The following is a 21,513-nucleotide window of genomic DNA, read 5'->3' on the forward strand; positions in this document are numbered from 1 at the left end:
GCCCACCCCTCGGTCCCCTCCCGCTTGCGGGAGGGGAGGAAGGCAGGGTTTCGGTAGCGCCTAGCGCCTCATCGGGAGGGTTCCGCATGTGCGTCCTCCTGCGCTTGAGTCGTGGGGGGAGTCTTCGGAGCGTCGCGGTCGACCAGCAACTGGCCGCCCGCGCCGTAATTCTCGGTCGAGACCTCTTCGATCACGATCTGCACCGCAGCCGGGTTCTTTCCCAGCCGCTGCACGAGCGACTGGGTGACGTCGGCGACGATGCCGGACTTCTGGTCCTTGGTGGCGGACCCCGAGATGCGGATGCTGACGAAGGGCATCAGGCCTTGTCGTCCTCGTTCTTCGAGTCGGTGTCTGCAGCTTCGTCATCAGCCGTAACGTCCTCGACAACAGCGTCGTCAGCCGAAGCTTCTTCTACCGGCGTCTCGTCCGCCTCGACGTCGTCAGCCGAAGCCTCGGGAGCCTCGTCCTCGAACCAGTGCGCGCGCGCGGCCATGATGATCTCGTTGCCCTGCTCATCGCTCAATCCATACTCGGCGAGAATCCCGCCCTTGGGCTCGGGCCGCTTCGGCGCGTCCTCGTTGCGACGGCGTGGCTCGACGCGCTTCTTCTCGACCAGCTCGTCGGTCGCGAGATCGGCGAGGTCATCGAGCGTCTTGATGCCTGCCTTGCCGAGCGTGACCAGCATCGCCTCGTTGAGATACGGCATGCCGGCCAGCGCATCCTCGACGCCGAGCGCGGTACGCTCCTCGCGGCTCGCGGCGTCGCGACGCTCGAGCGCCTCGGTCGCACGGTTCTGCAACTCGCCCGCCAGGTCCTCGTCGAAGCCCTCTATGCCGGCGATCTCCTCGACCTCGACATAGGCGACCTCTTCGAGGTTCGTGAACCCTTCGGCGACCAGCAGCTGTGCCAGCGTCTCGTCAACGTCGAGCTCCTTCTCGAACATCGCCGAGCGCTCGACGAAGTCCTTCTGGCGCTTCTCGGACGCATCGGCCTCGGTGAGGATGTCGATCGCCTTGCCGGTCAGCTGCGACGCGAGCCGCACGTTCTGGCCACGACGGCCGATCGCCAGCGAAAGCTGGTCGTCGGGAACGACCACCTCGATGCGCTCTTCTTCCTCGTCGATCACGACGCGCGACACCGAAGCCGGCTGCAATGCGTTGACGACGAAGGTCGCGATGTCGGGCGACCAGGGGATGATATCGATCTTCTCGCCCTGCATTTCCTGCACGACGGCCTGAACGCGGCTACCCTTCATGCCGACGCATGCGCCGACCGGATCGATGGAGGAGTCATGCGAGATGACGCCGATCTTCGCGCGCGAACCCGGATCGCGGGCCGCGGCCTTGATCTCGATGATGCCGTCGTAAATCTCGGGCACTTCCTGCGCGAACAGCTTCTTCATGAAGTCGGGATGCGCGCGGGACAGGAAGATCTGCGGCCCACGGTTCTCGCGGCGGACGTTGAGGATCAGCGAGCGGATGCGGTCGTTGACGCGCACCACTTCGCGCGGGATCTGCGCGTCGCGACGGATCACGCCCTCGGCACGGCCCAGGTCGACGACGACATGGCCGAACTCGACGCGCTTGACGACGCCGGTGATGATCTCGCCTGCGCGGTCCTTATACTCTTCGAACTGACGCTCGCGCTCGGCGTCGCGGACCTTCTGGAAGATGACCTGCTTGGCAGCCTGCGCGGCGATGCGGCCGAACTCGATCGGGGGCAGCGGATCGACGATGAAGTCGCCCAGCGCCGCGTCCTTCTGGAGCTTCTGCGCGCCCTTGACGTCGACCTGCTTGAAATAATCGTCGACCGCCTCGACAACTTCGACGACGCGCCACAAGCGCAGATCGCCGGTGTTCGGATCGAGCTTCGCGCGGATGTCGTTCTCGGCGCCGTAGCGCGAGCGGGCGGCGCGCTGGATCGCGTCCTCCATCGCCTCGATCACGATCGCCTTGTCGATCATCTTCTCCGACGCGACCGAATTCGCGATCGCGATCAGTTCCGCGCGGTTTGCGGTGACTGCCGTGGCCATCAATGCTGTCCTTCTTCGGTGTCGGCCTCGTGAGCATCGGGCTCATCGGTGGGCGTATCTTGATAGAAAACCTCGTCCGCGCCTTCGGTGGAAAGCGGCGCGGTCGCGGCGATGAGACGGTCGGTCATGACGAGCTTGGCGTCGGCGACCTGCGAAAAGTCGATCGTCATGAGCTTGTGCTTGTTGACGTCGACGGTGATCTTCGTCCCCTCGACGCCCATGAGATTGCCCGAGATCTGCTTGCGATCCTCGAACGGCTCGACGAGGCGGATACGTGCCTCCTGGCCTTCCCAGTCTGCGAAGTCCTGGAGCCGGGTCAGCGGGCGATCGATACCGGGGCTCGATACTTCGAGACGGTACGCGTCCTCGCCGACCGGGTCCTTGCCCTCGGCCTCGAGCGCATCGAACTTGTCGGAGATGCGGCGCGACAGCTCGGCGCAATCGTCGATCAGCAGCTGGCGGGTGTCGGGGCGCTCGGCCATCACCTGCAACGTCGGATCGGACTTGCCGCCCTGCATGCGCACGCGCACGAGGCTGAGGCCGAGCGCGGTCGCCTCGGGTTCGATCAGGTCGGTCAGCAGGGCGATATTCGCCATCGAAATTCCAAACAGGGCCAAAGCACAGGTGATTGCCGCCGCGGAGCAAGCCCCGCAGCCTCTTCATCTGGCGATGTAGAGAAGTGGTGCCTCTATACGCGGGGTGGCGCCCGTCCGCAAGCGGGAGCAACCTTCGTTTAGTACGCTGCGTTAGCGCAGGGATTTCCGGGAGAAGATCATGATTCGCAAAACGCTGTTCGCCACTGGGTTGCTGACAACCACGCTGTTCGCCTCGACCGCCTGTTCCGCGCAACCGGCAGCGGCGGGCAAGCCGTTTAAGGAAACGGTGGTCGCCGATTTTGATTCGCCCTGGGCGATGACGTTCCTGCCCGACAAGCGCATGCTGGTGACGGAAAAGAAGGGCCAGATGCTGCTCGTCTCCGCGGACGGCAAATCGCGCCAGACGGTCGCGACGCTCACCGTCGATTCGGCCGGGCAGGGCGGCCTGATGGACGTCGTCCTCGCGCCCGACTTCGCGACCAGCCAGCGCGTCTATTTCAGCTATTCGAGCGCAGGCGAGGGCGGCAAGGGCGTCGTCCTCGCGCGCGGTCGCCTGCGTCCGAACGGAGGTGGCGGCGACCGTCTCGGCGAGATCGAGGCGCTGTTCAGCGCGCGTCCGTTCGTCGAGGGCAACGGCCATTATTCCGGTCGGATCGCCTTCTCGCCCGACGGCAAATATCTGTTCTTCACTAACGGCGAGCGCCAGAAATTCACGCCTGCGCAAGACCCGAAGATGACGCTCGGCAAGGTGCTACGCCTCACGCTCGACGGCAAGCCCGCCCCCGGCAACCCGCTCGTCGCAAAGGGGTTCGCACCCGAGATCTGGAGCTATGGTCACCGCAACCTGCTCGGCATAGCGTTCGATGCGCAGGGCAATCTCTGGGAGCAGGAGATGGGTCCGAAGGGCGGCGACGAGGTCAACCTGATCAAGCCCGGCCTCAACTATGGTTGGCCCAACGCCTCGAACGGTAGCAATTACGACGGCACCGACATTCCCGATCACAAGCCCGACGACGGCTATGAGCCGCCCAAGGTGTTCTGGAACCCGGTGATCTCCCCCGGCGGCCTCATGATCTATTCGGGCAGCATGTTCCCGCAGTGGAAGGGCGACGCGTTCATCGGTGGATTGTCCTCGAAGTCCCTCGTCCGCGTAGACCTGAACGGCACCAACGCCGCCAAGGGCGACCAATGGGACATGGGGGCAAGAATCCGCGAAGTCGAACAAGGCCCCGACGGCGCGATCTGGGTCCTCGAAGACGGCGGCGACTCACAAGGCCGCCTGATTAAACTGACCGCGAAGTAACCAAATTTCCCCTCCCGCTTGCGGGAGGGGTTAGGGGAGGGCACGACGTACGTACTGGCGTCCGGTCTGTGAGGCACGCCCCTCCCCCGACCCCTCCCGCAAGCGGAAGGGGAGCAGAAGCGGCTAGTCCCGCACGATCAGATAATTCATCCGCGCCGCGGCAATCGGCTTTTCCCGCTCGTCCTGCCACGCCGTCGCCTCGACATTGGCCACCCGGTTCCCCAACCGCGTCACCACGCCAGCCGCCCGTGTAGGCTTATCCCGCCCACCGCGCATAAAATCGACCGTGACGTTGACCGGCTTGATCCGGGCTTCGGAGCCAGTGGCACCTTCAGCCTCCAGCGCATGCTGCAAAGCCGCAATCGCCGCCATCTCCAGCAACCCCGAAATCGCACCCCCATGCAAAAACCCAGGCCGCCCCAGCACGTCATCCGCAAACGGCATCAGCAGCACCGGTGGCGCGCCGTCCTCCGCCTCGACCGACACACGAAGGATCTCCGCATAGGGCGGCAACCCGATCGTCATGCCTCGGTCCTCCTGTTGAGGCCCATGCCGGCGACATCGCCCACCACCATGAACGTCCCCGCGACATGCGCGAGCGGATCGTTCGGGTCGCCATCATGCGCCTGCCCCCGCACGAACGCGATCGACCGCGTGATCCGGTAGCATTCGCCGCGCCCGATCACCGTCTTCCCCGGCGTCGCCGGACGCAGGTAATCGACGCGCAGGTCGAGCGTCGCATGCGGCACGAACGCATTGCGCTTGATCCAGATCGCCAGACTCGTCGCCATGTCCATCATCGTGATGATCGGCCCCGACGCGATCACGCCGCTTGCCGGATCGCCGATCAGTCGTTCGTCATAGGGCAGCGCAAGCTCCGCCCAGTCGTCGCCATGCGCGTGATAGCGCATCCCCAGCGCGGCGCCGTGCCCGCCGAACCCGCGCGTCGCAAACCATTGTGGATCAAAACCAGCCATTGCCCGCCTCTACACGCCGGGTGGCCGCGCGCAACGTTGCGCGCGGGCGCAGGCGCGGTTAGCGTTCGCGCAAAGATCGAGAGGATCGCCAGAATGAACGACCGGGTCACCATCACCGTCACGGACGGCATCGCCGACGTCCGCCTCGCGCGCGCCGACAAGATGAACGCGATCGACCCCGCGATGTTCGAGGGCATCGCCGCCGCGATCGACCGACTCAAGGGGATGGCCGAAGTCCGCTGCGTCGTCCTCTCGGGCGAGGGCAAGGCGTTCTGCGCCGGCCTTGACATGGCCTCGATGGCGAACGGCGGCTCCGGGTTGGTGCTAGGCGACCGGACCGAAGAGGGTGCCAACCTCGTCCAGCAGGTCGCGTGGGGGTGGCGCACCTTGCCGATGCCCGTGATCGCCGCAGTCCACGGCGTCGCGTTCGGCGGCGGCTTCCAGATCATGTCCGGCGCCGACATCCGCATCGCTCACCCGCAAGCCCGCTTTGCGATCCGTGAGGCGTATTGGGGCTTGGTCCCCGACATGGCCGGCATCGCCCTCTGGCGCACGCTCGCCCGCGACGACGTACTGCGCGAACTCACCTACACCGCCCGCGAGTTCGACGGCGCCGAGGCGTTGCGGCACGGCTTCGTCACGCGCCTGTCCGAAGACCCGCTAGGCGAGGCGATGATGCTCGCGCGCGAGATCGCCGCGAGGAACCCTCACGCGATCCGCGGGTCGAAGGCGCTCTACAACCTCGCGGCGGATGCGGACGCGGCGGCAGTGCTGCACGCGGAAACCGAAGAGCAGCTCAAGGTCATCCGCACGCCGAACCAAGTCGAACAGGTGCGGGCCAACATGGAAAAGCGGGCTGCAGTGTTCGAGGACTGAGCCCTTCCGTCATCCTGACTTTCGTCAGGATGACGGAAGGGGGCGACGTTCCGCCCCACTTCTACCACCCCGGCGCAGGCCGGGGTCCAATTGGAAAGGTCGATGTAACGGGGCGCCGTCCTCAGTCAGCACCGTCCCCCAATTGGGCCCCGGCCTCCGCCGGGGTGGTGCAACAAACGGGGCGGCGCGTTGAGGCGGAACGAGCCTCCTACTTCACCTTGTCATACGGCGTGAAATCTCGAAACCGGCAATAGCCCGACGGAATCGACATACCGACCGACACCGTCCGGAACCGATCGTTCCGGCACAATTGCCCACCATAAACATCGACGATCAGCGTATCGAAGGGCCGCAGCGAAGGACACTCGCCAACCGGCCCCGTCTTCCAGATCCGCTTTCCCGACTGCCGATACAGGATCGTCTGCGAATCGACGATCTCAGGCCCGTTCAACTGCTGAAGGTCGATGCACCGAACCGGCGTCCCAGCAACCCGGCCCTCCAGCGGATCGGACTTGCCCGCGCCGAGCATTCCCACCGTCATCAGCGCCACCGCCGCCAGGACCGCCCCGCGCATCATGGCTTCCGATACGGGACGAAGTCGCCGAAGCTGCAACTCCCGGTCGGAAAGCGCGATGCCTGGTCGAACGTCTGCGCAATGTCGCCGCGGCACAGCTGCCCGCTTGGCGTCCGCGTCACGAGGATATCGCCGCGCGCGATCCCCTCGCACCCGCCGACGGTATCGCTGCGATACACGAGCCCGCTATTCACCCGGTACAGGATCGTCGCGCCGTAGCCCGAACTCTGCTTCTGCGGGAACTGGCTGATGCACGACTCGGGCTTGCCCGGCACGAGCCCAGCGAGTTCCTTAGCCAGCTTCTCCTGCACGCCCGCCTCGCGCACCTGCGCACGCTCGACCTCCGCCTGGGTCTGCGTACACGCGCCTAAAGTCATGGCGGGCAACAAGAGCGCCGGCAGCATCAAGAGTGGCAGGGTCCGCATACGCATCGCAACGCTCCTCAAAATCCCATCGTCCTCATACGCGCTTCACCCGCGAAACGCATCCTTGGCCGCACGATAGCCCGCAAACTGCTCAAGCGACGTCGCCCGCAGGAAAGGATTGGTCGCCCGCTCCCGCCCGATCGTTGTCGGCACGGTAGGCTCGCCCTTCGCGCGCGCCGCATCGACGTCGGCCATCCGCGCGACGATGTCCGCATTGTCCGGCTCGGCAACCAGCGCATAGCGCCCGTTGCTCTGCGTATATTCATGCCCGCAGAACACCTCGGTATCGTCCGGCAGCGTCGCATAACGCTGCATGTTCGCGAACATGTCCGCGGGCGTCCCCTCGAACAGCCGCCCACACCCCATCGCGAACAGCGTGTCCCCAGTGAAGATCGCCGCGTCGTCGGCAAAGTGGAACGCAATATGCCCCTGTGTATGCCCCGGCACCGTCATCACGGTCGCCTCGTGCGCACCAAGGCGCACGACATCGCCTTCGCCGACCTGCTCGTCGAGAGTCGGGATCTTGTCCGCCTCCGCCGCCGGGCCGACTATCGTCGCGCCATAGGCCTTCATCTCGGCATTCCCACCAGTATGATCGGGGTGCCAGTGCGTCGTCCACACCCGGTCGATCCGCCAGTCGCGCTTCTTGGCGGCGGCGATCACCGGCCCCGCCTCGCCCGGATCGACCACCACCGTCTCACCAGAGACGGTGTCGTGGATCAGCCAGGCGTAGTTGTCAGCCAGCACCGGAACGCGGACGATATCAAGCATCAGCGTGTCACCACTTGCCGGTGTTGGGCATCGACGCCCACGGTTCGGCGGGATCGAGCGCGCCATCGGCCTGCAACAACTCGATCGAGATATTGTCCGGCGTCCGCACGAACGCCATGTGGCCGTCGCGCGGCGGCCGGTTGATCGTCACGCCCGAGTCCATCAGCCGCTGGCAGGTGTCGTAGATATTGTCGACGCGGTAGGCGAGGTGCCCAAAGTTTCGACCCTCACCATACTCCTCGGGGTCCCAATTGTGCGTCAGCTCGACTTCTGCGCCCTCGTCGCCGGGGACCGACAGGAAGATCAGCGTGAACCGACCCTTCTCGTTCTCCATCCGGCGGACCTCCTTCAGCCCCAGCGTCTCGAAGAACGCGATCGTCTTCGCCGGGTCGGTCACGCGGATCATCGTGTGGAGATATTTCATGCTTGCTCCGAGGGTTGTTCGGACCAGCAGATAGGGACGGGGGCGGTGGCGTGAAAGGGTTCGAGCCACCGCTCGCGTCCTATTCCTCCGACCGGATCAGCACCGCCTCGCCGATGAAGAAGAACAGCAGGAACGGCGCCCAGGCGGCGAGGAACGGCGGGTAGGCGCCGAGATTGCCCATCGCGAGCGCGAAATTGTCCGCGACGAAGAACGCGAAACCAAGCCCCATGCCGATCACCGCACGCACGAACAGCTTGCCCGATCGCGCGATCCCGAACGCTGCGACCGCGCCCAGCAGCGGCATCAGCACCGACGACAGCGGCCCCGACAGCTTGTGCCACAACGACCCTTCGAGCGCCTTGGTCGGCCGCCCCGCATCGGACAGGTCGGCGATCGCCGCCTTCAACGCGCCGAACGACAGCCCGTCCGCATCGACGCTTGCCAGCGTGAACTGGTCCGGCCGCACGTCCTTCGCGATCACTACCGCGCCCAAGGGGCGGACGGTGCCGCTCTTCACGTCGAACCGGGTCGCAGGGCTTACCTCCCAGCCGCTCGCGACGCGCCTGCCGTGATCCGCGCGCAGGATCGCGACGAGATTGCCGCCGGTGCGATCGTACAGCGTGATCCCACCAAGCCGCGTCGCGTCACCGCGCCCACGGATCTGTGCGACCTCGATCAGGTCGTCGCCGTCGCGCACCCACACGTTCGCGCGGTCGCCGCGATCGATCGGCAGCTTGCCGTAATTCACCTTTTGCCACTGGTTCAGCGTCGCCGTCGCCCGCGCCACCACGCGGTCGTTGAACACGAAGCTGATCACCGCGACACCCAGGCTCGCGACCAGCAACGGTGCGAGCACCTGGTGGGCGGACAGGCCGGAGCCCTTCAGCGCGACGATCTCGCTGTTCTGGTTCATCGTGATCAGCGTCAGGATGGTGCCGAGCAGGACCGAGAACGGCAGGAACCGCGAGACGATCTGCGGCGCACGCAGCGACACGTACTGCCAGATCTGCGCATCGCCATTGCCGGGAAAGGCAAGGATGTCGCCGGAGTTGCTCAGCAGGTCGAGCGCCTGGAGCACCAGCACGAGCGCGGCGAGCACCGCGAACGTCCGCACCAGGAACATCCGTCCCATGTAGATCGCGACCGTCCGCGACGGGAAGAAGCTGACGATGTTCATGCGGCCTTGCTCTTACGGAAGCCCGGGATACGCTTGGTGATCGCCTTGAACGTCTTCGAAAAGACGCGTTCCAGCGCACCGATCGGCTGCCCGCCGGGGACATAGGCGATCGTGTAGTACATCCACAGGATCAGCCCGGCGAAGATCGTGAACGGCACCCACAGCGCGATGATAGGATCGATCCGCCCGAGTTCGCCGACGTCCGCGGCATATTGGTTCACCTTGTGATAGGTGACGATCATCACGATCGACAGAAACACGCCGAGCGCGGACGAGGATCGTTTGGGCGGCACCCCCAGCGCGAGCGCGAGCAGCGGCAACAGGAACATCGTCGCGACTTCGGCGAGGCGGAAGTGGAATTCGGACCGGCTGCCATCGCGCTGCTCCAGCGTCGCGCCGCGCTGGCCCTGCTTGGCGAGTTCGGGCAGCGTATATTCGAGATTACGCCCGCCGCGACTGCGGAAGCTTTCGAACTTGGGCAGGTTGATCGGCAGATCGTGGCTGCTGAAGGTCAACACGCGCGGTGTCTTGAACTCGGGCCGGTTGTGGATCAGCGTGCCGTTCGCAAGGCGGAAGATAATGACGTTGGGATCGTCGGTCGCGAGGAACTTGCCCTTCTCCGCGGTCACCCCCAGCCAGTCGCCATTCTGGCTCGACGCATGAACGAAGATCCCGGACAGCTCGCGGCCCTTGTCCTTGCTCTCCTCGATCCGCAGCGTCATTCGGTCGCCGAGATTGGTGAACTCGCCGACCTTGATCGATGCGCCGAGTGCACCCGTGCGCAGCTCGAACCGCAGGCCTTCGTAATAATAGCGCGCGATCGGCTGGACATAGCCGACGATCGCGAGGTTCAGCAGCGCCAGCGCGATCGTGTACATATACGGCACGCGCAGCAGCCGATTGTAGCTCATCCCGACGCCGCGCAGCACGTCGAGCTCGGACGAGGTCGACAGCCGGCGGAACGCGAGCAGGATGCCGAGCATCAGGCCGATCGGTATGCCCAAGCCCAGATATTCGGGCAGCAGATTGGCGAGCATCCGCCACACGACGCTGATCGGCCCGCCTTGCGTCGCGACGAAATTGAACAGCCCGAGCATGCGATCGAGCACGAACAGCATGACGGCGATCAGCAGCGTCGAAAAGAGCGGCACCGCGATCAGCCGGGCCATGTAGCGGTCGATGGATTTCATGCGCGGGTTGGGCTCGGTATGCTGGGTCGCGCGGGTATAGGGGCGCACACGCTAGGCGTCATCCTCAATCGCAACACGTCAGTGAACGATCATTCCGCGGCGATCGGGTGGCTCGTCGCGCGGCGCTCCGCGGCCATCGCCGTCACGACCGCGCGCTCCAGTCCGTTGAGCGTGAAGGGTTTACGCAACACCTCGTGTCCGCCGAACTGCGCGACGTTCACTTCGCCGGCAAACCCGGTGACGAACAGCACCGCGACGTGCGGATACAGCGGGGAGAGCGCGGCGATCATCTCCGGCCCGGTCTGGCGCGGCATCAGCACGTCGGAAATGATCAGCCCGATCCCGGGGTTCGCCGCCAGCAGCGCGGGCGCCGCAAGCGGATCGTCGCACGCGATCGGGTGATGCCCGATCTCCTCCAGCGCGCCGGTCGTCGCAGCCAGCACACGCGGATCGTCCTCGACCACCAGAATCTGCAACGTCTCGGGCATCGTCGGTGCGATCGGCTCGACCATCGCGATCGGGACGGTCGGCAGGGGCGTTGCGACCAGCTCGGCGGCGCGCGGGAAATACAGCGTGACGGTCGTCCCTTCGCCCGGTGCGGAGACGATGCCGACTTCGCCGTGCAACTGCTGGACCAGCGCGAAGATCTGGCTGAGCCCGAGCCCGGTGCCCTTGCCGACCTCCTTGGTGGTGAAGAACGGCTCGAACACGCGCTCGGCCACATCAGGCGCCATCCCGCAGCCATCGTCGCCGACCATGATCGTGACGTAATCGCCCGCCGCGCACCGCCCGACCTGCTCTGCCGCTAGCGTCGTCGTGCCGGTCGCGACGGTCAGCGTGCCGCGCCCGTTCATCGCGTCGCGCGCGTTGACCGCCAGGTTCAGCACTGCATTCTCCAGCTGGACGCTGTCGGCGCGGACGCACCCGCCTGCCGCGTCGTCGCGGACGATGACGGTGATCGCGTCGCCCAAGGTACGGTCAAGCAGGTCCGACATCCCGGCGACCAGCGCGGCCGCGTCGATCGTCTCGGCCTTCAGCGAATCCTCGCGACTGAAGGCGAGCAGCCGGCGGGTCAGCGCCGCAGCGCGGTTCGCACCCTCGGTCGCGCTGTCGATATGCCGACGGACGCTGGCCGGATCGCTGGCGAGGTTGCGCCGCGCCAGTTCGAGACCGCCCAGCACCACCGCCAGCATGTTGTTGAAGTCGTGTGCGATCCCGCCGGTCAGTTGGCCGACCGCCTCCATCTTCTGGATCTGGCGCAGCTTGGCCTCCTGCACGCGCAGCTCCGCAGTCGCGGCGGCGACCGCGGCAGTCAGATCTTCAGCACGCTCGCGTTCCAGCTCCGCATCCGCCCGCGCGACAGCACGGTCGCCGACTGCGCGGATCGTGAACCAGCCGAGCAGTATCGCGCCAAGGACGATCAGCACGCCGAATATGGCGAGCACGCCCGCGACCCAGCTCGATCGCTCGACCGACCCCATCGCCGCCGCCGTCCGCTCGTCGAGCAGCGCGCGCTCGCCGGCAATCAGCGTGTCCAGCGTCGTATTGATCTCGATGAGCGTGGGTGCTTTCCGCCCCTGATAATAGCGCGCGATCGCCTGGCCATTCTTGCCGTAGCGCGTGTTGAGCGCGGTCAGCGACAGCTCCCGACCGCGCGCGTCATACGCGGCCCGAAGGCGATCGACTCGCGGCTGTTGCTTAGGATTGTCGTTGGTGATCTGGTCGAGCCGGTCGATCTGCGTCCCCGCCAGCAGCCATTCGTCGAAATAGAGCTGCCCCAGCTGCTTGTCGCCGCTGATGACATAGCGCCCGAGCGACGCCTCGGACCGCGCGATCGTCCCCGACAGCGTGCGGGCAAGGATCATCACGTCATAGCTGTGCGCCTGCAACGCCAGCGCCCGATCCCGCTGGCGATTGGCGTGGCCGAGCGTCACGATCAGCGCTACCAGCACCACGGCACCGAGCAGGCCCATCACGACCAGCATGGCTATGCGCCACCTCGTCCCGCCCCTTTGGGCCGCAGTCTCGACCTCGTCTTGCGTCACGGCCGGCATCCTAACGTGTCGTTGCCCACGCGCAATGACTTGGAATGCCGGTACGGCTCCAGCGTTTCACCCGTGTTTCTATCCTCCCCTGCAAGGGGAGGAAACGAGCGTCAGCCGATCACGCCGACGGCACGGCCAGCTGTCTCGAACATCCCGAGGATCGTCGTGATCTGCTCGTCGGTATGCTCCGCGCACAGCGAGCAGCGCAGCAGGAACGTCCCCGCGGGCGTCGCGGGCGGGCGCGCCATGTTGACGTAGAGACCACCCTCGAGCAGCGACTGCCAGATCGCGATCGCCTGTTCCTGGTCGGTCAGGATCACGGCGATGATCGCCGAATCGGACGTCTCGGTGCCGAGCTTGAAGCCCATTGCCTTCAGCCCGCCGTGCAGCCGGCGCGCGTTCTTCCAGAGCTGCGCGCGCTTGTCGTGCGCGGTCATCAGCTTGCGGATCGAGGTCGCGGCGGTCGCTACCACCGACGGCGGCAGCGATGCGGTGAAGATGTACGGGCGGCAGGCGAACCGCACCATCTCGAACTTCGGATGGTTCGACACGACGAACCCGCCGACCGTGCCGACCGACTTCGAGAAGGTGCCGACGACGAAATCGACCTCGTCGGTCAGCCCCATTTCCTCGTACACGCCGCGGCCATTGGGGCCGAAGAACCCCATCGAATGCGCCTCGTCGACCAGCACCATGCAGCCATGCTTCTTGGCGACCGCTACCATCTCCTTCAGCGGCGCGATGTCGCCAAGCATCGAATAGACGCCTTCGAGCACGACCAGCTTGCCCGCTTCCTTCGGCAGGCGACCGAGCCGCTTGTCGAGATCGGTGACGTCATTGTGGCGGAAGCGGACGATCTCGGCATTGCCCTGCTTGCAGCCGTCGTAGATCGACGCGTGGCTGTCGGCGTCGAGGATGACGTATTCGCCCTTGCCGGCGAGCGTCGAGATGATCCCGAGATTGGCCATGTACCCGGTCGAGAACACGATCGCGCCGGTCATGTCGTAGAATTCGCGGAGCGCCTGTTCGACGTCGATATGATCGTGGAACGTGCCGTTGAGCATCCGGCTGCCGTTGGTGCCCGACCCGAACGCGTCGAGCGCGTCCTTGCCCGCCTGGATGACGTCGGGGTCGAACGTCATACCCATGTAATTATACGTGCCGAGCAGGATCGTGTCCTTACCGCGGATTACCGCCTGGGTCGGGCCCTTCACCTCGTCCATCACGATCGCGAACGGATTGCGCACGCCACTGGCGATCAGCGCCTCGCGTTCGGCGATCAGCGCGTCGAATTTCGACATGAGATCGCGTTCGGGAGCGACCTCGGGAGCGTCGACGGGGAGGGCGTGGGCAGTGGTGGCGGCTTCGGTCATCGTCATTCGGCCTTGAAAATTTCCGTTCGTCCTGAGTAGCGGCTGAGCGAAGCCGAAGACGCGTATCGAAGGGCAGGTGGTTCGATACGGGCCTTCGCCACGCTCAGTCCCTACTCACCACGAACGGGATATTTTGAATTAGTCCTGCTTCAACTTCGCGACCGCGTCGACCAGCTGGCCGACCGTCTCGATCTCGGCCTGCATGTTCATCGTGATGATGATGTCGAACTCGTCCTCGATCGCGGCAACGAAATCCATGACGGTCAGGCTGTCCCACTCCAGGTCGCCCTGGAACGTCGTCGCATCGGTCAGCGGCGCGTTCTTCTTGTTGAACGGCTCGATCTGCGCGGTGACGGTGTCGTAGATCTGCTGGCGGTCGCTCATCGTAATCCTTCCGGGTGTCGGCGCAGTCCTGACAGGGAATTGCGGCGGCTTTTCGGCGCTATAGCAGCCCGGCGGCGCGATACCACGCCGCGGTTTGCGCGAGCGCCTGCGGTGTCGGGACCGAGGGTGTCCACAGCGCGGCCGGCGGCGGCTTGTGCGAGACCCAGTCGGGGTGGCAGAAATAGCTGACCCGGTCGCGCGTGAGCTTGGCCTTGCCGCGGCGGACGAGCCGGTCGGCGGCGGACGCCAGTTTCAGGAGCGCGCGCGGTGTCGAGAAGACCCTGACCGGCTTGCCCACGGCCACGCCGATCGCGCGTGCGAAGTCGCGGTTGTCCCAGCCGTTGGACACACCGTCGTCGGGCTCCATGATCGATGGCGCATCGTTACCCTCGGCGAGCGCGAGCAACAGCGCGGTCAGGTCCTCGACGTAGAGCAGCGAGACGCGCGTGCCGGCCGGGGGCATCGGGATGTAGCCGGACCGTGCCGCCTTGAAGACGTCCAGCAGCTCGTGGTCGCGCGGACCAAAGATCGCGGGCGGGCGGACGATCGTCCAGTCCAGCCCAGACGTCTGCACGCGCGTTTCCGCCTCGGCCTTCGACCAGCCATAGTTCGACAGCGTCGGCTCGCGTGCAGCAAGCGAGGAGACGTGGACGAAGCGGCGGATGCCCGCGGCCCGCGTTGCCTGGAGGATGCCCTCTGTACCGGCGACGTTACCCTCGGCAAAGTCCGTACGGTTGGCCGCGTTGACGACACCGGCGACGTGGATCACCACATCCGCCCCTTCGACCAAGGTCGCCAGGCTCTTCGGGCGATCGAGCGCGCCCTCGACCCAGGTCACGCCGATGCGCTTGGCCTGCGGTTTCCGGGCAAGCGCACGGACGGTGTGCCCGGTCTCCAGCGCATGGTCGATCAGGTGGCTGCCGACGAACCCGGTGCCGCCGGTGATGGCCAGGATCATGACGCCGCTCCCGAGGTAGCATAAGAAGTATGTTCACCCGCGAAGGCGGGTGAACATATTGGGCACCCGCCTTCGCGGGTGAACAAGGTGCGGCCCATCATACGAGCGCCAGGTGATTGCGATGCACCAGCGCAGACCGAGGCGCGTAACCGAGGATCGCCGCATGATCGTCGCTGTGACGGCCGAGCAGGCGCGCGGTATCCGCCGCATCATATTCCGCAAGCCCCCGTGCGACAGTCCCGCCCGGCCCCTCGATCGTCACCAGATCACCCCGCGCGAAACCCCCGTCGATCCGCGTCGCGCCAGTCGCCAGCAAACTCCGCCCCTGACCAAGCGCAGCCGCAGCCCCCGCATCGACATGGATCGCACCCTTCGCGGTCAGCCCGCCCGCCAACCAAGCCTTCCGCGCAGACGCAGTCCGCTCGGCGGTGAAGATCGTGTGCCGGGCAGGGGTGGACAGCGGGTGCTCGATCCGGCCCGACGCGATCGCCAAAGGAATACCCGCACCCGTCGCGATCCGCGCCGCGGCGATCTTCGAGGCCATCCCACCCGATCCCATTCCCGAGCCCGACCCGTCGTCCGCCATCCCCGCCACCGAATCGATCCGGCCAACGCTGGCGATATGAGTCGCGGACGGATCGGTATGCGGATTGGCGGTGTAGAGCCCGTCGACGTCGGACAGCAGGATCACGCCCTGCGCTCCAGCAGCTTGCGCGACGCGGGCTGCGAGGCGGTCATTGTCGCCGAACCGGATTTCCTCGGTCGCAACGCTGTCGTTCTCGTTGATGACTGGCACGACTTTGAGGGACAGCAGCCGGTTGAGCGTCGCGGCGGCGTTGAGATAGCGTCGCCGGTCTTCGAGATCGTCCAGCGTGACGAGTATCTGGGCCGCGTTAAGCCCTTGCGCGGCGAGCAGTTCGGCCCAGACCTGGCTAAGCGCGATCTGGCCCGTGGCCGCCGCGGCCTGCGCGTCCTCGAGACTGGCCCGACCGCCCTTGGCAAGACCAAGCCGGCGTGCGCCCAAGGCAATCGCCCCAGACGACACGATCGCGACCTGTTGGCCTTCACCAGTCCGAGCGGCAATGTCGGCGACGAGACCTGTCAGCCACTCCCGCCGAACGCTTCCGTCAGGATCGACCAACAACGCCGACCCGATCTTTACGATCAGCCGCGCACACGAAGACGGTGGAAACATCACGCATTCCCCTCCCGCTTGCGGGAGGGGTTAGGGGAGGGGCGGGCGTAACTTGTCGACAAGAAAGCCCTCCCCCGACCCCTCCCGCAAGCGGGAGGGGAGAAATCTGGAACCAACCCTCTCCCCGCAGGGGAGAGGGCTAAGCAAGACGTCAGAGCGGCGACCATGCGACCGGCACTTCGCCTTCTTCCAGTTCCTTCGCCGCGCCCGGAGCAGGCCCGATCGCCTCGATCAGCTGGTCCAGCACCGCCTCGATGCCAGCGCCGCTCGCCCCCGAAATCGCCATCACCTCGGCACCGCTGGCTTCCGCCAGTTCCGCCGACAGCGCCGCGATCAGCTCAGGATCGAGCATGTCGATCTTGTTCAGCGCGACGATCACCTTCTTGTCGGTGAGCCCCTCGCCGTAATTCTCCAGCTCGTCGCGGACGATCCGGTACGATTCGGCCACGTCGCGGTCGTTCGCATCGACCAGATGCAGCAGCACCCGGCACCGCTCGATATGCCCGAGGAAACGGTCGCCGATCCCCGCACCTTCGGCCGCACCCTGGATCAGTCCTGGAATATCCGCGACCACGAACTCGCGCTGCTTGTGGCGCACCACGCCCAGCTGCGGCCGCGTCGTCGTGAAGGCGTATTCGCCGACCTTGGCCTGCGCGTTCGTCACCTGGTTGATGAAGGTCGACTTGCCCGCATTCGGCAACCCGACGAGGCCGGCATCGGCGAGCAGCTTCAGCCGCAGCCAGACCCACGCCTCGCCGAACGGCCAGCCGGTGCCGTGCTGGCGCGGGGTACGGTTGGTCGACGTCTTGTAGCTCGCGTTACCGCGCCCGCCGTCGCCGCCGCGGAACAGCACTTCGCGCTGGCCGACCTCGGTGAAGTCGATCAGTACCTCTTCCTTGTCCTCCGACAGCACCTGCGTGCCGAGCGGAACGCGGATGACGAGGTCCTTGCCGCCCGCGCCGGTGCGGTTCGAGCCCGATCCGCCCGAGCCGCGGGGCGCGCGGAAATGCTGCGTGTAGCGGAAGTCGATCAGCGTGTTCAGGCCGGCGATGCATTCGAACACGATGTCGCCGCCCTTGCCGCCATTGCCGCCATCGGGGCCGCCATATTCGATATATTTTTCGCGGCGGAAGCTGACGGCACCGGGGCCGCCCTCACCCGAACGTACGTAGATCTTGGCTTGGTCTAGAAAATGCATCGCCGCCCCATAGCGAAATTGGCGAAAATCTCCACCCTCTGCGATTCGCCTCGTGATTCGAGCCCCGAACCGATGCGCTCAGCAGCGGGCAGGGGCGGCGGCGTCCTTGCTGGCGAGCAGTGCGTCGAGCGCGAGTTCGCGGGCTTTGCCGACCGGCAGCCCGAGTGCGCGGGCCATCGGCGCCCCCATCAGCGCATCGCCGAGCGCCATCAGCACCAGCGTCAGCGTCTGTTCCTGGATCGGCTGGTCGCCGGGCATGTCGCCCTCCGCCAGTTCGTCGACGAGGTCGTGAATAGCGGTGAGGATCGGATCGAGCGCATTGGTATTGCCCGACAGGATCATCCAGCTCGCCAGCGCGCCCGCGCCGCCCTTGCCGAACGCGTCGAAGGTCATCTCCACGACCTCGCGCGGGTCGAGCTCGCCCGCCCGCACGCGCAGCACCGCTGCACCTATAGTGCCGACGATGTCCGCCGCCATCCGCGTGATCAGCGCGGTATGCAGCGCCTCCGCCGACCCGAAATGATGGAGCAAATTGGCGTGCGTCCGCCCGACGCGGCCTGCCACGGCTTTGAGCGTGACCGCGCTGGGGCCGCTCTCCACGAGCAGGGCTCGCGCAGCCTCGACGGCGGCTTCACGCGATTCGGTGGGGGAGAGTCGCTTGCGCGGAGTTGACGTCACAGACCGGGAAACCTATTTACATCAATGTAAGTAACGAGTGTTCATTCCTGTTTGGAGGTTTCCGTGGCGAAAGCAACCACGCCTGCCGATCTGACGATCACCCCGCGCGACCGCCGCTTCGGCCGCGGCGCCACGATTCGCCGCTGGTGGCTGAACGATGATCCGATCGCGACGGCGTTCTACAACGCGCTGTCGGTGACGTTTCCGAAGGGCGAGGGCTATTTCGTCGACAGCGTCCGGAAGTTTCGCGAGGGCACGCCGCCGAAACTCCACGCCGAGATCAACGCCTTCATCAAGCAGGAGGTGATCCACACCCGCGAGCACGTCGCGTTCAACCGCCACGTCACCGACCAGGGCTATGACGTCGCGCCGCTGATCGTCGATGTCGATGCGGCACTGGCGCTGACCAAGGGGCGGCCAGAGATCGCGAGCCTCGCCGCCACCACCGCGCTCGAGCATTTCACCGCGATGCTGGCGCAAGAACTGATCGCCAACCCGAAGCACCTCGCCGGCGGTGACCAGCAGGCGGCGGCGCTCTGGCTGTGGCATGCCGCCGAGGAAATCGAGCACAAGGGCGTCGCCTACGACACATGGCTCCACGCAACGCGGGACTGGCCGCGCTTCACGCGCTGGCGGGTGAAGTCGCTGGTGATGCTGATCACGACGTGGCGCTTCTTCACCGGGCGGGCGCGGGGCATGGCGGAACTGCTGCGGCAGGACGGGCTGACCGGGCCGAGGGTGTGGGCGCGGATGGCGTGGTACGCGTTCGGCAACCCGGGGATGGCGCGCAAGATCGCTGGCGTCTGGGCCGCGTATTTCCTGCCGGGGTTCCATCCATGGAAGCACGACGATCGCGCGCTGATCGGCTTGGCGGAGAGCGAGTATGAGGCGGCGGTGCTGCCGGTTGCGAAGCGGGTGGCGGCGGTCGCCTGAGCCCTGGGCTCGAGGCCTCTCCCTCCTTTCCCAGTTCTCCCGCAAAGGCCGGAGCCCAGGATACCAAGCACCACCGCCCGTGATTCCTGGACCCCCGCCTTCGCGGGGGAACAGCTATTGCTGAGGGGCTACCCACATAAACTGAAGCACCACCCCGGCGAAGGCCGGGGCCCAATTGGGGGACGTTGCTAACGGAGGTCAGCGCTCCGTTACTGCGACCTTTCCAATTGGGCCCCGGCCTTCGCCGGGGTGGTGCCGATCCATAATGGTCGCGCGTCTCACGCCGCCAAAGGCATCGGCGCGCATCGATCGTCATCCAGATCCAGCTCGAACATCACCGCAGGCGCCTCGCCACCCCGCCCACGCGACGTCCGCGGTTCAACCCGCCCAGTCGGCCGAAACCCGAGCTTCGCCAGCACGCGCCCAGACGCCGGGTTGTCCACGAAATGAAACGCATCCAGCCGCCGCAAGCCCAGCGCATGCCGCGCCATCGCCACCACGGCCTCTCCCGCCTCGGTCGCATAGCCACGACCCCAGGCCTCCGGCGCTAGCCAATAGCCAAGTTCATGCCCCGCATCCGCCGCGCGGATACCGATCCCGCCGACGAGTCGCGGCGCGCCCGCTTCCATCGTCTCGATCAGGAAATGTGGATCATGCGGCCCGCGCGGCTGCGAGAGAAACGCCTCGGCATCCCCCAGCGCATACGGCCAGGGCGCCCGCGCCAGCTTGGCGACCACCGACTCATGGCCGATCGCCCGCGCCAATGCAGGCGCATCTTCCGGCCAGCCCGGCCGCAACGTCAGTCTCTTGGTGCGCGCGAACACGGCTCTCTCCTTCACGCATCGCGCCTGGCGTCCTGGCATGTCCGGATGACACGGCAGCGACAGGCGAGGGGGAGGGAGCAATAAAAAAGGGAGCCGGGGTGACCCGTCTCCCTTGTTCAGGTTCGCTTTCGCGACCCGGGTCACCCTGGTGGGCAACCCGGATGGTTACCCGATGTTATTCGGCTGCTGCTGCCATGTCGCCAGCATCTTGGCCGACGTCGTTCGCTGCCAGCTCGACCGAGCAGAACTTGCGACCAAGTTTGCCCTGGCTGAACACGACGCGGCCATCGACCAGCGCGAACAGCGTATGGTCCGTACCAATCCCGACGTTCGTGCCCGGGTAGAACTTCGTCCCGCGCTGACGCACGAGAATGTTGCCGGCGACGCACGCCTGGCCACCGAACTTCTTGACGCCGAGGCGACGACCGGCCGAATCGCGACCGTTGCGCGAAGAGCCGCCTGCTTTCTTATGTGCCATCTGAAGCTACTCCTTATGCCTGAGCGGCCGGGGCGGTGTCGCCCTCGTTGCGCGCCGAGTTCGCCTGGGCAGTCTGGCCGCCGACCGACACGATCTTCAGGATCGTGTGCTGCTGGCGATGGCCGTTCTTACGACGATAGTTATGACGGCGACGCTTCTTGAAGACGATGACCTTGTCCGCCTTCGCCTGCGCGATGATCTCTGCAGCGACGACGAAGCCCTCGACGGACCGCAGCTCGGAGCCTTCGCCCGCCAGCAGAACGTCACCCAGCGTCACCGACGCACCTGCATCGCCCTCGATCTTCTCGATGACGATCTTATCTCCGGCGGCGACGCGATACTGCTTGCCGCCCGTGCGCACGACTGCGAACATGGCCCTTGTCACTTTCCAAATACGTGTATCCCACGAACGCAGGGTCCGCCGGAAGAAGCCGGGCAGCTAAGCGAGGGGGGGAGGGTTGTCAACCGCGAAGGGGCGGGAAGGGTGGTTTACCGCGAGGTGCTGCCTACAGGCGAGGCGGAGAATAGCTTCCCCGCGAAGGCGGGGACCCAGTCTGGGCTCCCGCTTTCGCGGGAGAACAAGCTTTTTACAGACTAAGCGATTCGCCCTTAGTGCCGATGAACCTGCCGCAGCGCGTACCGACCATCCGCATAGTCACTGAACAGCCCGTCGATCGCTGGATGGTCGACCGGCTCGTCGCTGTCGTCCGGCACCAGATTCTGCTGGCTGACATACGCGACGTAGCTCGACTCCATGTTCTCCGCGAGCAGATGGTAGAAAGGCTGGTCCTTGCGCGGACGGATGTCCTCGGGGATCGCCGCATACCATTCGTCGCTGTTCGCAAACACCGGGTCGACGTCGAAGATCACGCCGCGGAAATCGAACAGCCGGTGCCGCACGACGTCGCCGATCGAGAAATTCGCGTGCGAAACCGGCGGTGCGACCACCTCGGCGGGCACGATCGGGCGGGTGATGTCGTGAGCGATACTGTCGTGTCGGGGCATATCCGCCAATTTAGGGTTTGTTTTGCGCCGCACAAGGAAAACGCGTCGAGCGGCGCTGGGAGCGCTCAAAACCCTCTTGCATCGCTGGGGCCGTTTC

At 65.9% G+C, this 21,513-nt stretch carries 25 protein-coding genes; 3 read left to right on the forward strand and 22 right to left on the reverse strand.

Annotated elements, in window-relative coordinates; genetic code table 11:
• Nucleotides 1-68: 68 nt before the first annotated feature.
• The 3 genes from C8J39_RS16050 to rimP are packed head-to-tail and all read right to left on the reverse strand — an operon-like array spanning nucleotide 69 to nucleotide 2,628.
• Nucleotides 69-317, reverse strand: a complete 249-nt coding sequence (locus tag C8J39_RS16050; RefSeq protein WP_120301365.1) for a 4-oxalocrotonate tautomerase family protein — start codon at nucleotides 315-317, stop codon at nucleotides 69-71.
• Complete coding sequence (nusA, locus tag C8J39_RS16055) at nucleotides 317-2,032, reverse strand: transcription termination factor NusA (RefSeq protein WP_243650179.1); 1,716 nt, start codon at nucleotides 2,030-2,032, stop codon at nucleotides 317-319. Before nusA ends, C8J39_RS16050 begins: the two co-directional genes overlap by 1 nt.
• Nucleotides 2,032-2,628: a ribosome maturation protein RimP gene (gene rimP, locus C8J39_RS16060; protein WP_120301366.1), complete on the reverse strand. Its 597-nt coding sequence runs from the start codon at nucleotides 2,626-2,628 to the stop codon at nucleotides 2,032-2,034. Before rimP ends, nusA begins: the two co-directional genes overlap by 1 nt.
• Nucleotides 2,629-2,806: 178 nt before the next feature.
• On the opposite strand from rimP, the gene C8J39_RS16065 reads away from it, so the two are divergent.
• Nucleotides 2,807-3,931 (forward strand): PQQ-dependent sugar dehydrogenase, encoded by a 1,125-nt coding sequence (locus C8J39_RS16065; protein WP_120301367.1) that lies wholly within the window; start codon nucleotides 2,807-2,809, stop codon nucleotides 3,929-3,931.
• 123 nt (nucleotides 3,932-4,054) lie between these two features.
• Here the strand turns inward: C8J39_RS16065 and C8J39_RS16070 are convergent, their stop codons facing one another.
• Both C8J39_RS16070 and C8J39_RS16075 read right to left on the reverse strand, forming a co-directional pair.
• A complete protein-coding gene (locus C8J39_RS16070) occupies nucleotides 4,055-4,456 on the reverse strand; it encodes a PaaI family thioesterase (protein ID WP_056051559.1) in 402 nt (133 codons plus the stop codon).
• A complete protein-coding gene (locus C8J39_RS16075) occupies nucleotides 4,453-4,908 on the reverse strand; it encodes a PaaI family thioesterase (protein ID WP_120301368.1) in 456 nt (151 codons plus the stop codon). Before C8J39_RS16075 ends, C8J39_RS16070 begins: the two co-directional genes overlap by 4 nt.
• Nucleotides 4,909-5,001: 93 nt before the next feature.
• Between C8J39_RS16075 and C8J39_RS16080 the strand changes: the two genes are divergently transcribed.
• Nucleotides 5,002-5,784, forward strand: a complete 783-nt coding sequence (locus C8J39_RS16080) for a crotonase/enoyl-CoA hydratase family protein (protein WP_120301369.1) — start codon at nucleotides 5,002-5,004, stop codon at nucleotides 5,782-5,784.
• A 208-nt stretch (nucleotides 5,785-5,992) separates the two neighbouring features.
• On the opposite strand, the gene C8J39_RS16085 is transcribed toward C8J39_RS16080, so the two are convergent.
• The 13 genes from C8J39_RS16085 to C8J39_RS16145 form a co-directional block, all read right to left on the reverse strand.
• Entirely contained in the window at nucleotides 5,993-6,361 is a 369-nt protein-coding gene (locus tag C8J39_RS16085) for a hypothetical protein (protein WP_259457568.1), read from the reverse strand.
• On the reverse strand, nucleotides 6,358-6,789 hold the full coding sequence (locus tag C8J39_RS16090) for a hypothetical protein (protein ID WP_243650177.1): 432 nt from the start codon (nucleotides 6,787-6,789) through the stop codon (nucleotides 6,358-6,360). The genes C8J39_RS16085 and C8J39_RS16090 overlap by 4 nt, the downstream gene beginning before the upstream one ends.
• A gap of 39 nt (nucleotides 6,790-6,828) precedes the next feature.
• The gene (gene gloB, locus C8J39_RS16095) at nucleotides 6,829-7,554 is read right to left on the reverse strand and encodes a hydroxyacylglutathione hydrolase (protein WP_120301370.1); all 726 of its coding nucleotides are present in this window, start codon (nucleotides 7,552-7,554) and stop codon (nucleotides 6,829-6,831) included.
• A 7-nt stretch (nucleotides 7,555-7,561) separates the two neighbouring features.
• Nucleotides 7,562-7,978, reverse strand: coding sequence for a VOC family protein (locus C8J39_RS16100; protein WP_093398802.1), 417 nt, complete (start codon nucleotides 7,976-7,978; stop codon nucleotides 7,562-7,564).
• A 79-nt stretch (nucleotides 7,979-8,057) separates the two neighbouring features.
• Nucleotides 8,058-9,155, reverse strand: coding sequence for an LPS export ABC transporter permease LptG (gene lptG / locus C8J39_RS16105; protein WP_120301371.1), 1,098 nt, complete (start codon nucleotides 9,153-9,155; stop codon nucleotides 8,058-8,060).
• Nucleotides 9,152-10,345: an LPS export ABC transporter permease LptF gene (lptF, locus tag C8J39_RS16110; RefSeq protein ID WP_175518216.1), complete on the reverse strand. Its 1,194-nt coding sequence runs from the start codon at nucleotides 10,343-10,345 to the stop codon at nucleotides 9,152-9,154. Before lptF ends, lptG begins: the two co-directional genes overlap by 4 nt.
• 89 nt (nucleotides 10,346-10,434) lie before the next feature.
• Nucleotides 10,435-12,330 carry an ATP-binding protein gene (locus C8J39_RS16115; RefSeq protein WP_243650200.1) on the reverse strand — a complete coding sequence of 632 codons (1,896 nt, stop codon included), beginning with the start codon at nucleotides 12,328-12,330 and terminating at the stop codon, nucleotides 10,435-10,437.
• A gap of 170 nt (nucleotides 12,331-12,500) precedes the next feature.
• Entirely contained in the window at nucleotides 12,501-13,763 is a 1,263-nt protein-coding gene (gene spt / locus C8J39_RS16120; protein WP_056066129.1) for a serine palmitoyltransferase, read from the reverse strand.
• 138 nt (nucleotides 13,764-13,901) lie between these two features.
• The gene (locus C8J39_RS16125; protein WP_056065939.1) at nucleotides 13,902-14,147 is read right to left on the reverse strand and encodes an acyl carrier protein; all 246 of its coding nucleotides are present in this window, start codon (nucleotides 14,145-14,147) and stop codon (nucleotides 13,902-13,904) included.
• 58 nt (nucleotides 14,148-14,205) lie between these two features.
• Nucleotides 14,206-15,105: an NAD(P)-dependent oxidoreductase gene (locus C8J39_RS16130; RefSeq protein ID WP_120301373.1), complete on the reverse strand. Its 900-nt coding sequence runs from the start codon at nucleotides 15,103-15,105 to the stop codon at nucleotides 14,206-14,208.
• A gap of 97 nt (nucleotides 15,106-15,202) precedes the next feature.
• Nucleotides 15,203-16,300, reverse strand: a complete 1,098-nt coding sequence (gene proB / locus C8J39_RS16135) for a glutamate 5-kinase (RefSeq protein ID WP_120301374.1) — start codon at nucleotides 16,298-16,300, stop codon at nucleotides 15,203-15,205.
• Between the two features lie 151 nt (nucleotides 16,301-16,451).
• Nucleotides 16,452-17,498 carry a GTPase ObgE gene (gene obgE / locus C8J39_RS16140; RefSeq protein ID WP_056055836.1) on the reverse strand — a complete coding sequence of 349 codons (1,047 nt, stop codon included), beginning with the start codon at nucleotides 17,496-17,498 and terminating at the stop codon, nucleotides 16,452-16,454.
• Between the two features lie 78 nt (nucleotides 17,499-17,576).
• Nucleotides 17,577-18,176 carry a TetR/AcrR family transcriptional regulator gene (locus C8J39_RS16145; RefSeq protein WP_056055838.1) on the reverse strand — a complete coding sequence of 200 codons (600 nt, stop codon included), beginning with the start codon at nucleotides 18,174-18,176 and terminating at the stop codon, nucleotides 17,577-17,579.
• A 63-nt stretch (nucleotides 18,177-18,239) separates the two neighbouring features.
• On the opposite strand from C8J39_RS16145, the gene C8J39_RS16150 reads away from it, so the two are divergent.
• Nucleotides 18,240-19,109 carry a metal-dependent hydrolase gene (locus C8J39_RS16150; RefSeq protein WP_120301375.1) on the forward strand — a complete coding sequence of 290 codons (870 nt, stop codon included), beginning with the start codon at nucleotides 18,240-18,242 and terminating at the stop codon, nucleotides 19,107-19,109.
• 278 nt (nucleotides 19,110-19,387) lie between these two features.
• Here the strand turns inward: C8J39_RS16150 and C8J39_RS16155 are convergent, their stop codons facing one another.
• The 4 genes from C8J39_RS16155 to hspQ all read right to left on the reverse strand — a co-directional run bounded on the left by C8J39_RS16155 (nucleotide 19,388) and on the right by hspQ (nucleotide 21,416).
• Nucleotides 19,388-19,933 carry a GNAT family N-acetyltransferase gene (locus tag C8J39_RS16155; RefSeq protein WP_243650176.1) on the reverse strand — a complete coding sequence of 182 codons (546 nt, stop codon included), beginning with the start codon at nucleotides 19,931-19,933 and terminating at the stop codon, nucleotides 19,388-19,390.
• Nucleotides 19,934-20,108: 175 nt separating this feature from the next.
• Entirely contained in the window at nucleotides 20,109-20,411 is a 303-nt protein-coding gene (rpmA, locus tag C8J39_RS16160) for a 50S ribosomal protein L27 (RefSeq protein WP_060527420.1), read from the reverse strand.
• 13 nt (nucleotides 20,412-20,424) lie between these two features.
• Nucleotides 20,425-20,784 carry a 50S ribosomal protein L21 gene (rplU, locus tag C8J39_RS16165; protein ID WP_120301376.1) on the reverse strand — a complete coding sequence of 120 codons (360 nt, stop codon included), beginning with the start codon at nucleotides 20,782-20,784 and terminating at the stop codon, nucleotides 20,425-20,427.
• Nucleotides 20,785-21,020: 236 nt separating this feature from the next.
• Nucleotides 21,021-21,416 (reverse strand): heat shock protein HspQ, encoded by a 396-nt coding sequence (gene hspQ, locus C8J39_RS16170; protein ID WP_056489554.1) that lies wholly within the window; start codon nucleotides 21,414-21,416, stop codon nucleotides 21,021-21,023.
• Between the last annotated feature and the right edge of the window lie 97 nt (nucleotides 21,417-21,513).

The sequence above is a fragment of the Sphingomonas sp. PP-CC-1A-547 genome, from assembly GCF_003610375.1.
Lineage (GTDB): Bacteria > Pseudomonadota > Alphaproteobacteria > Sphingomonadales > Sphingomonadaceae > Sphingomonas.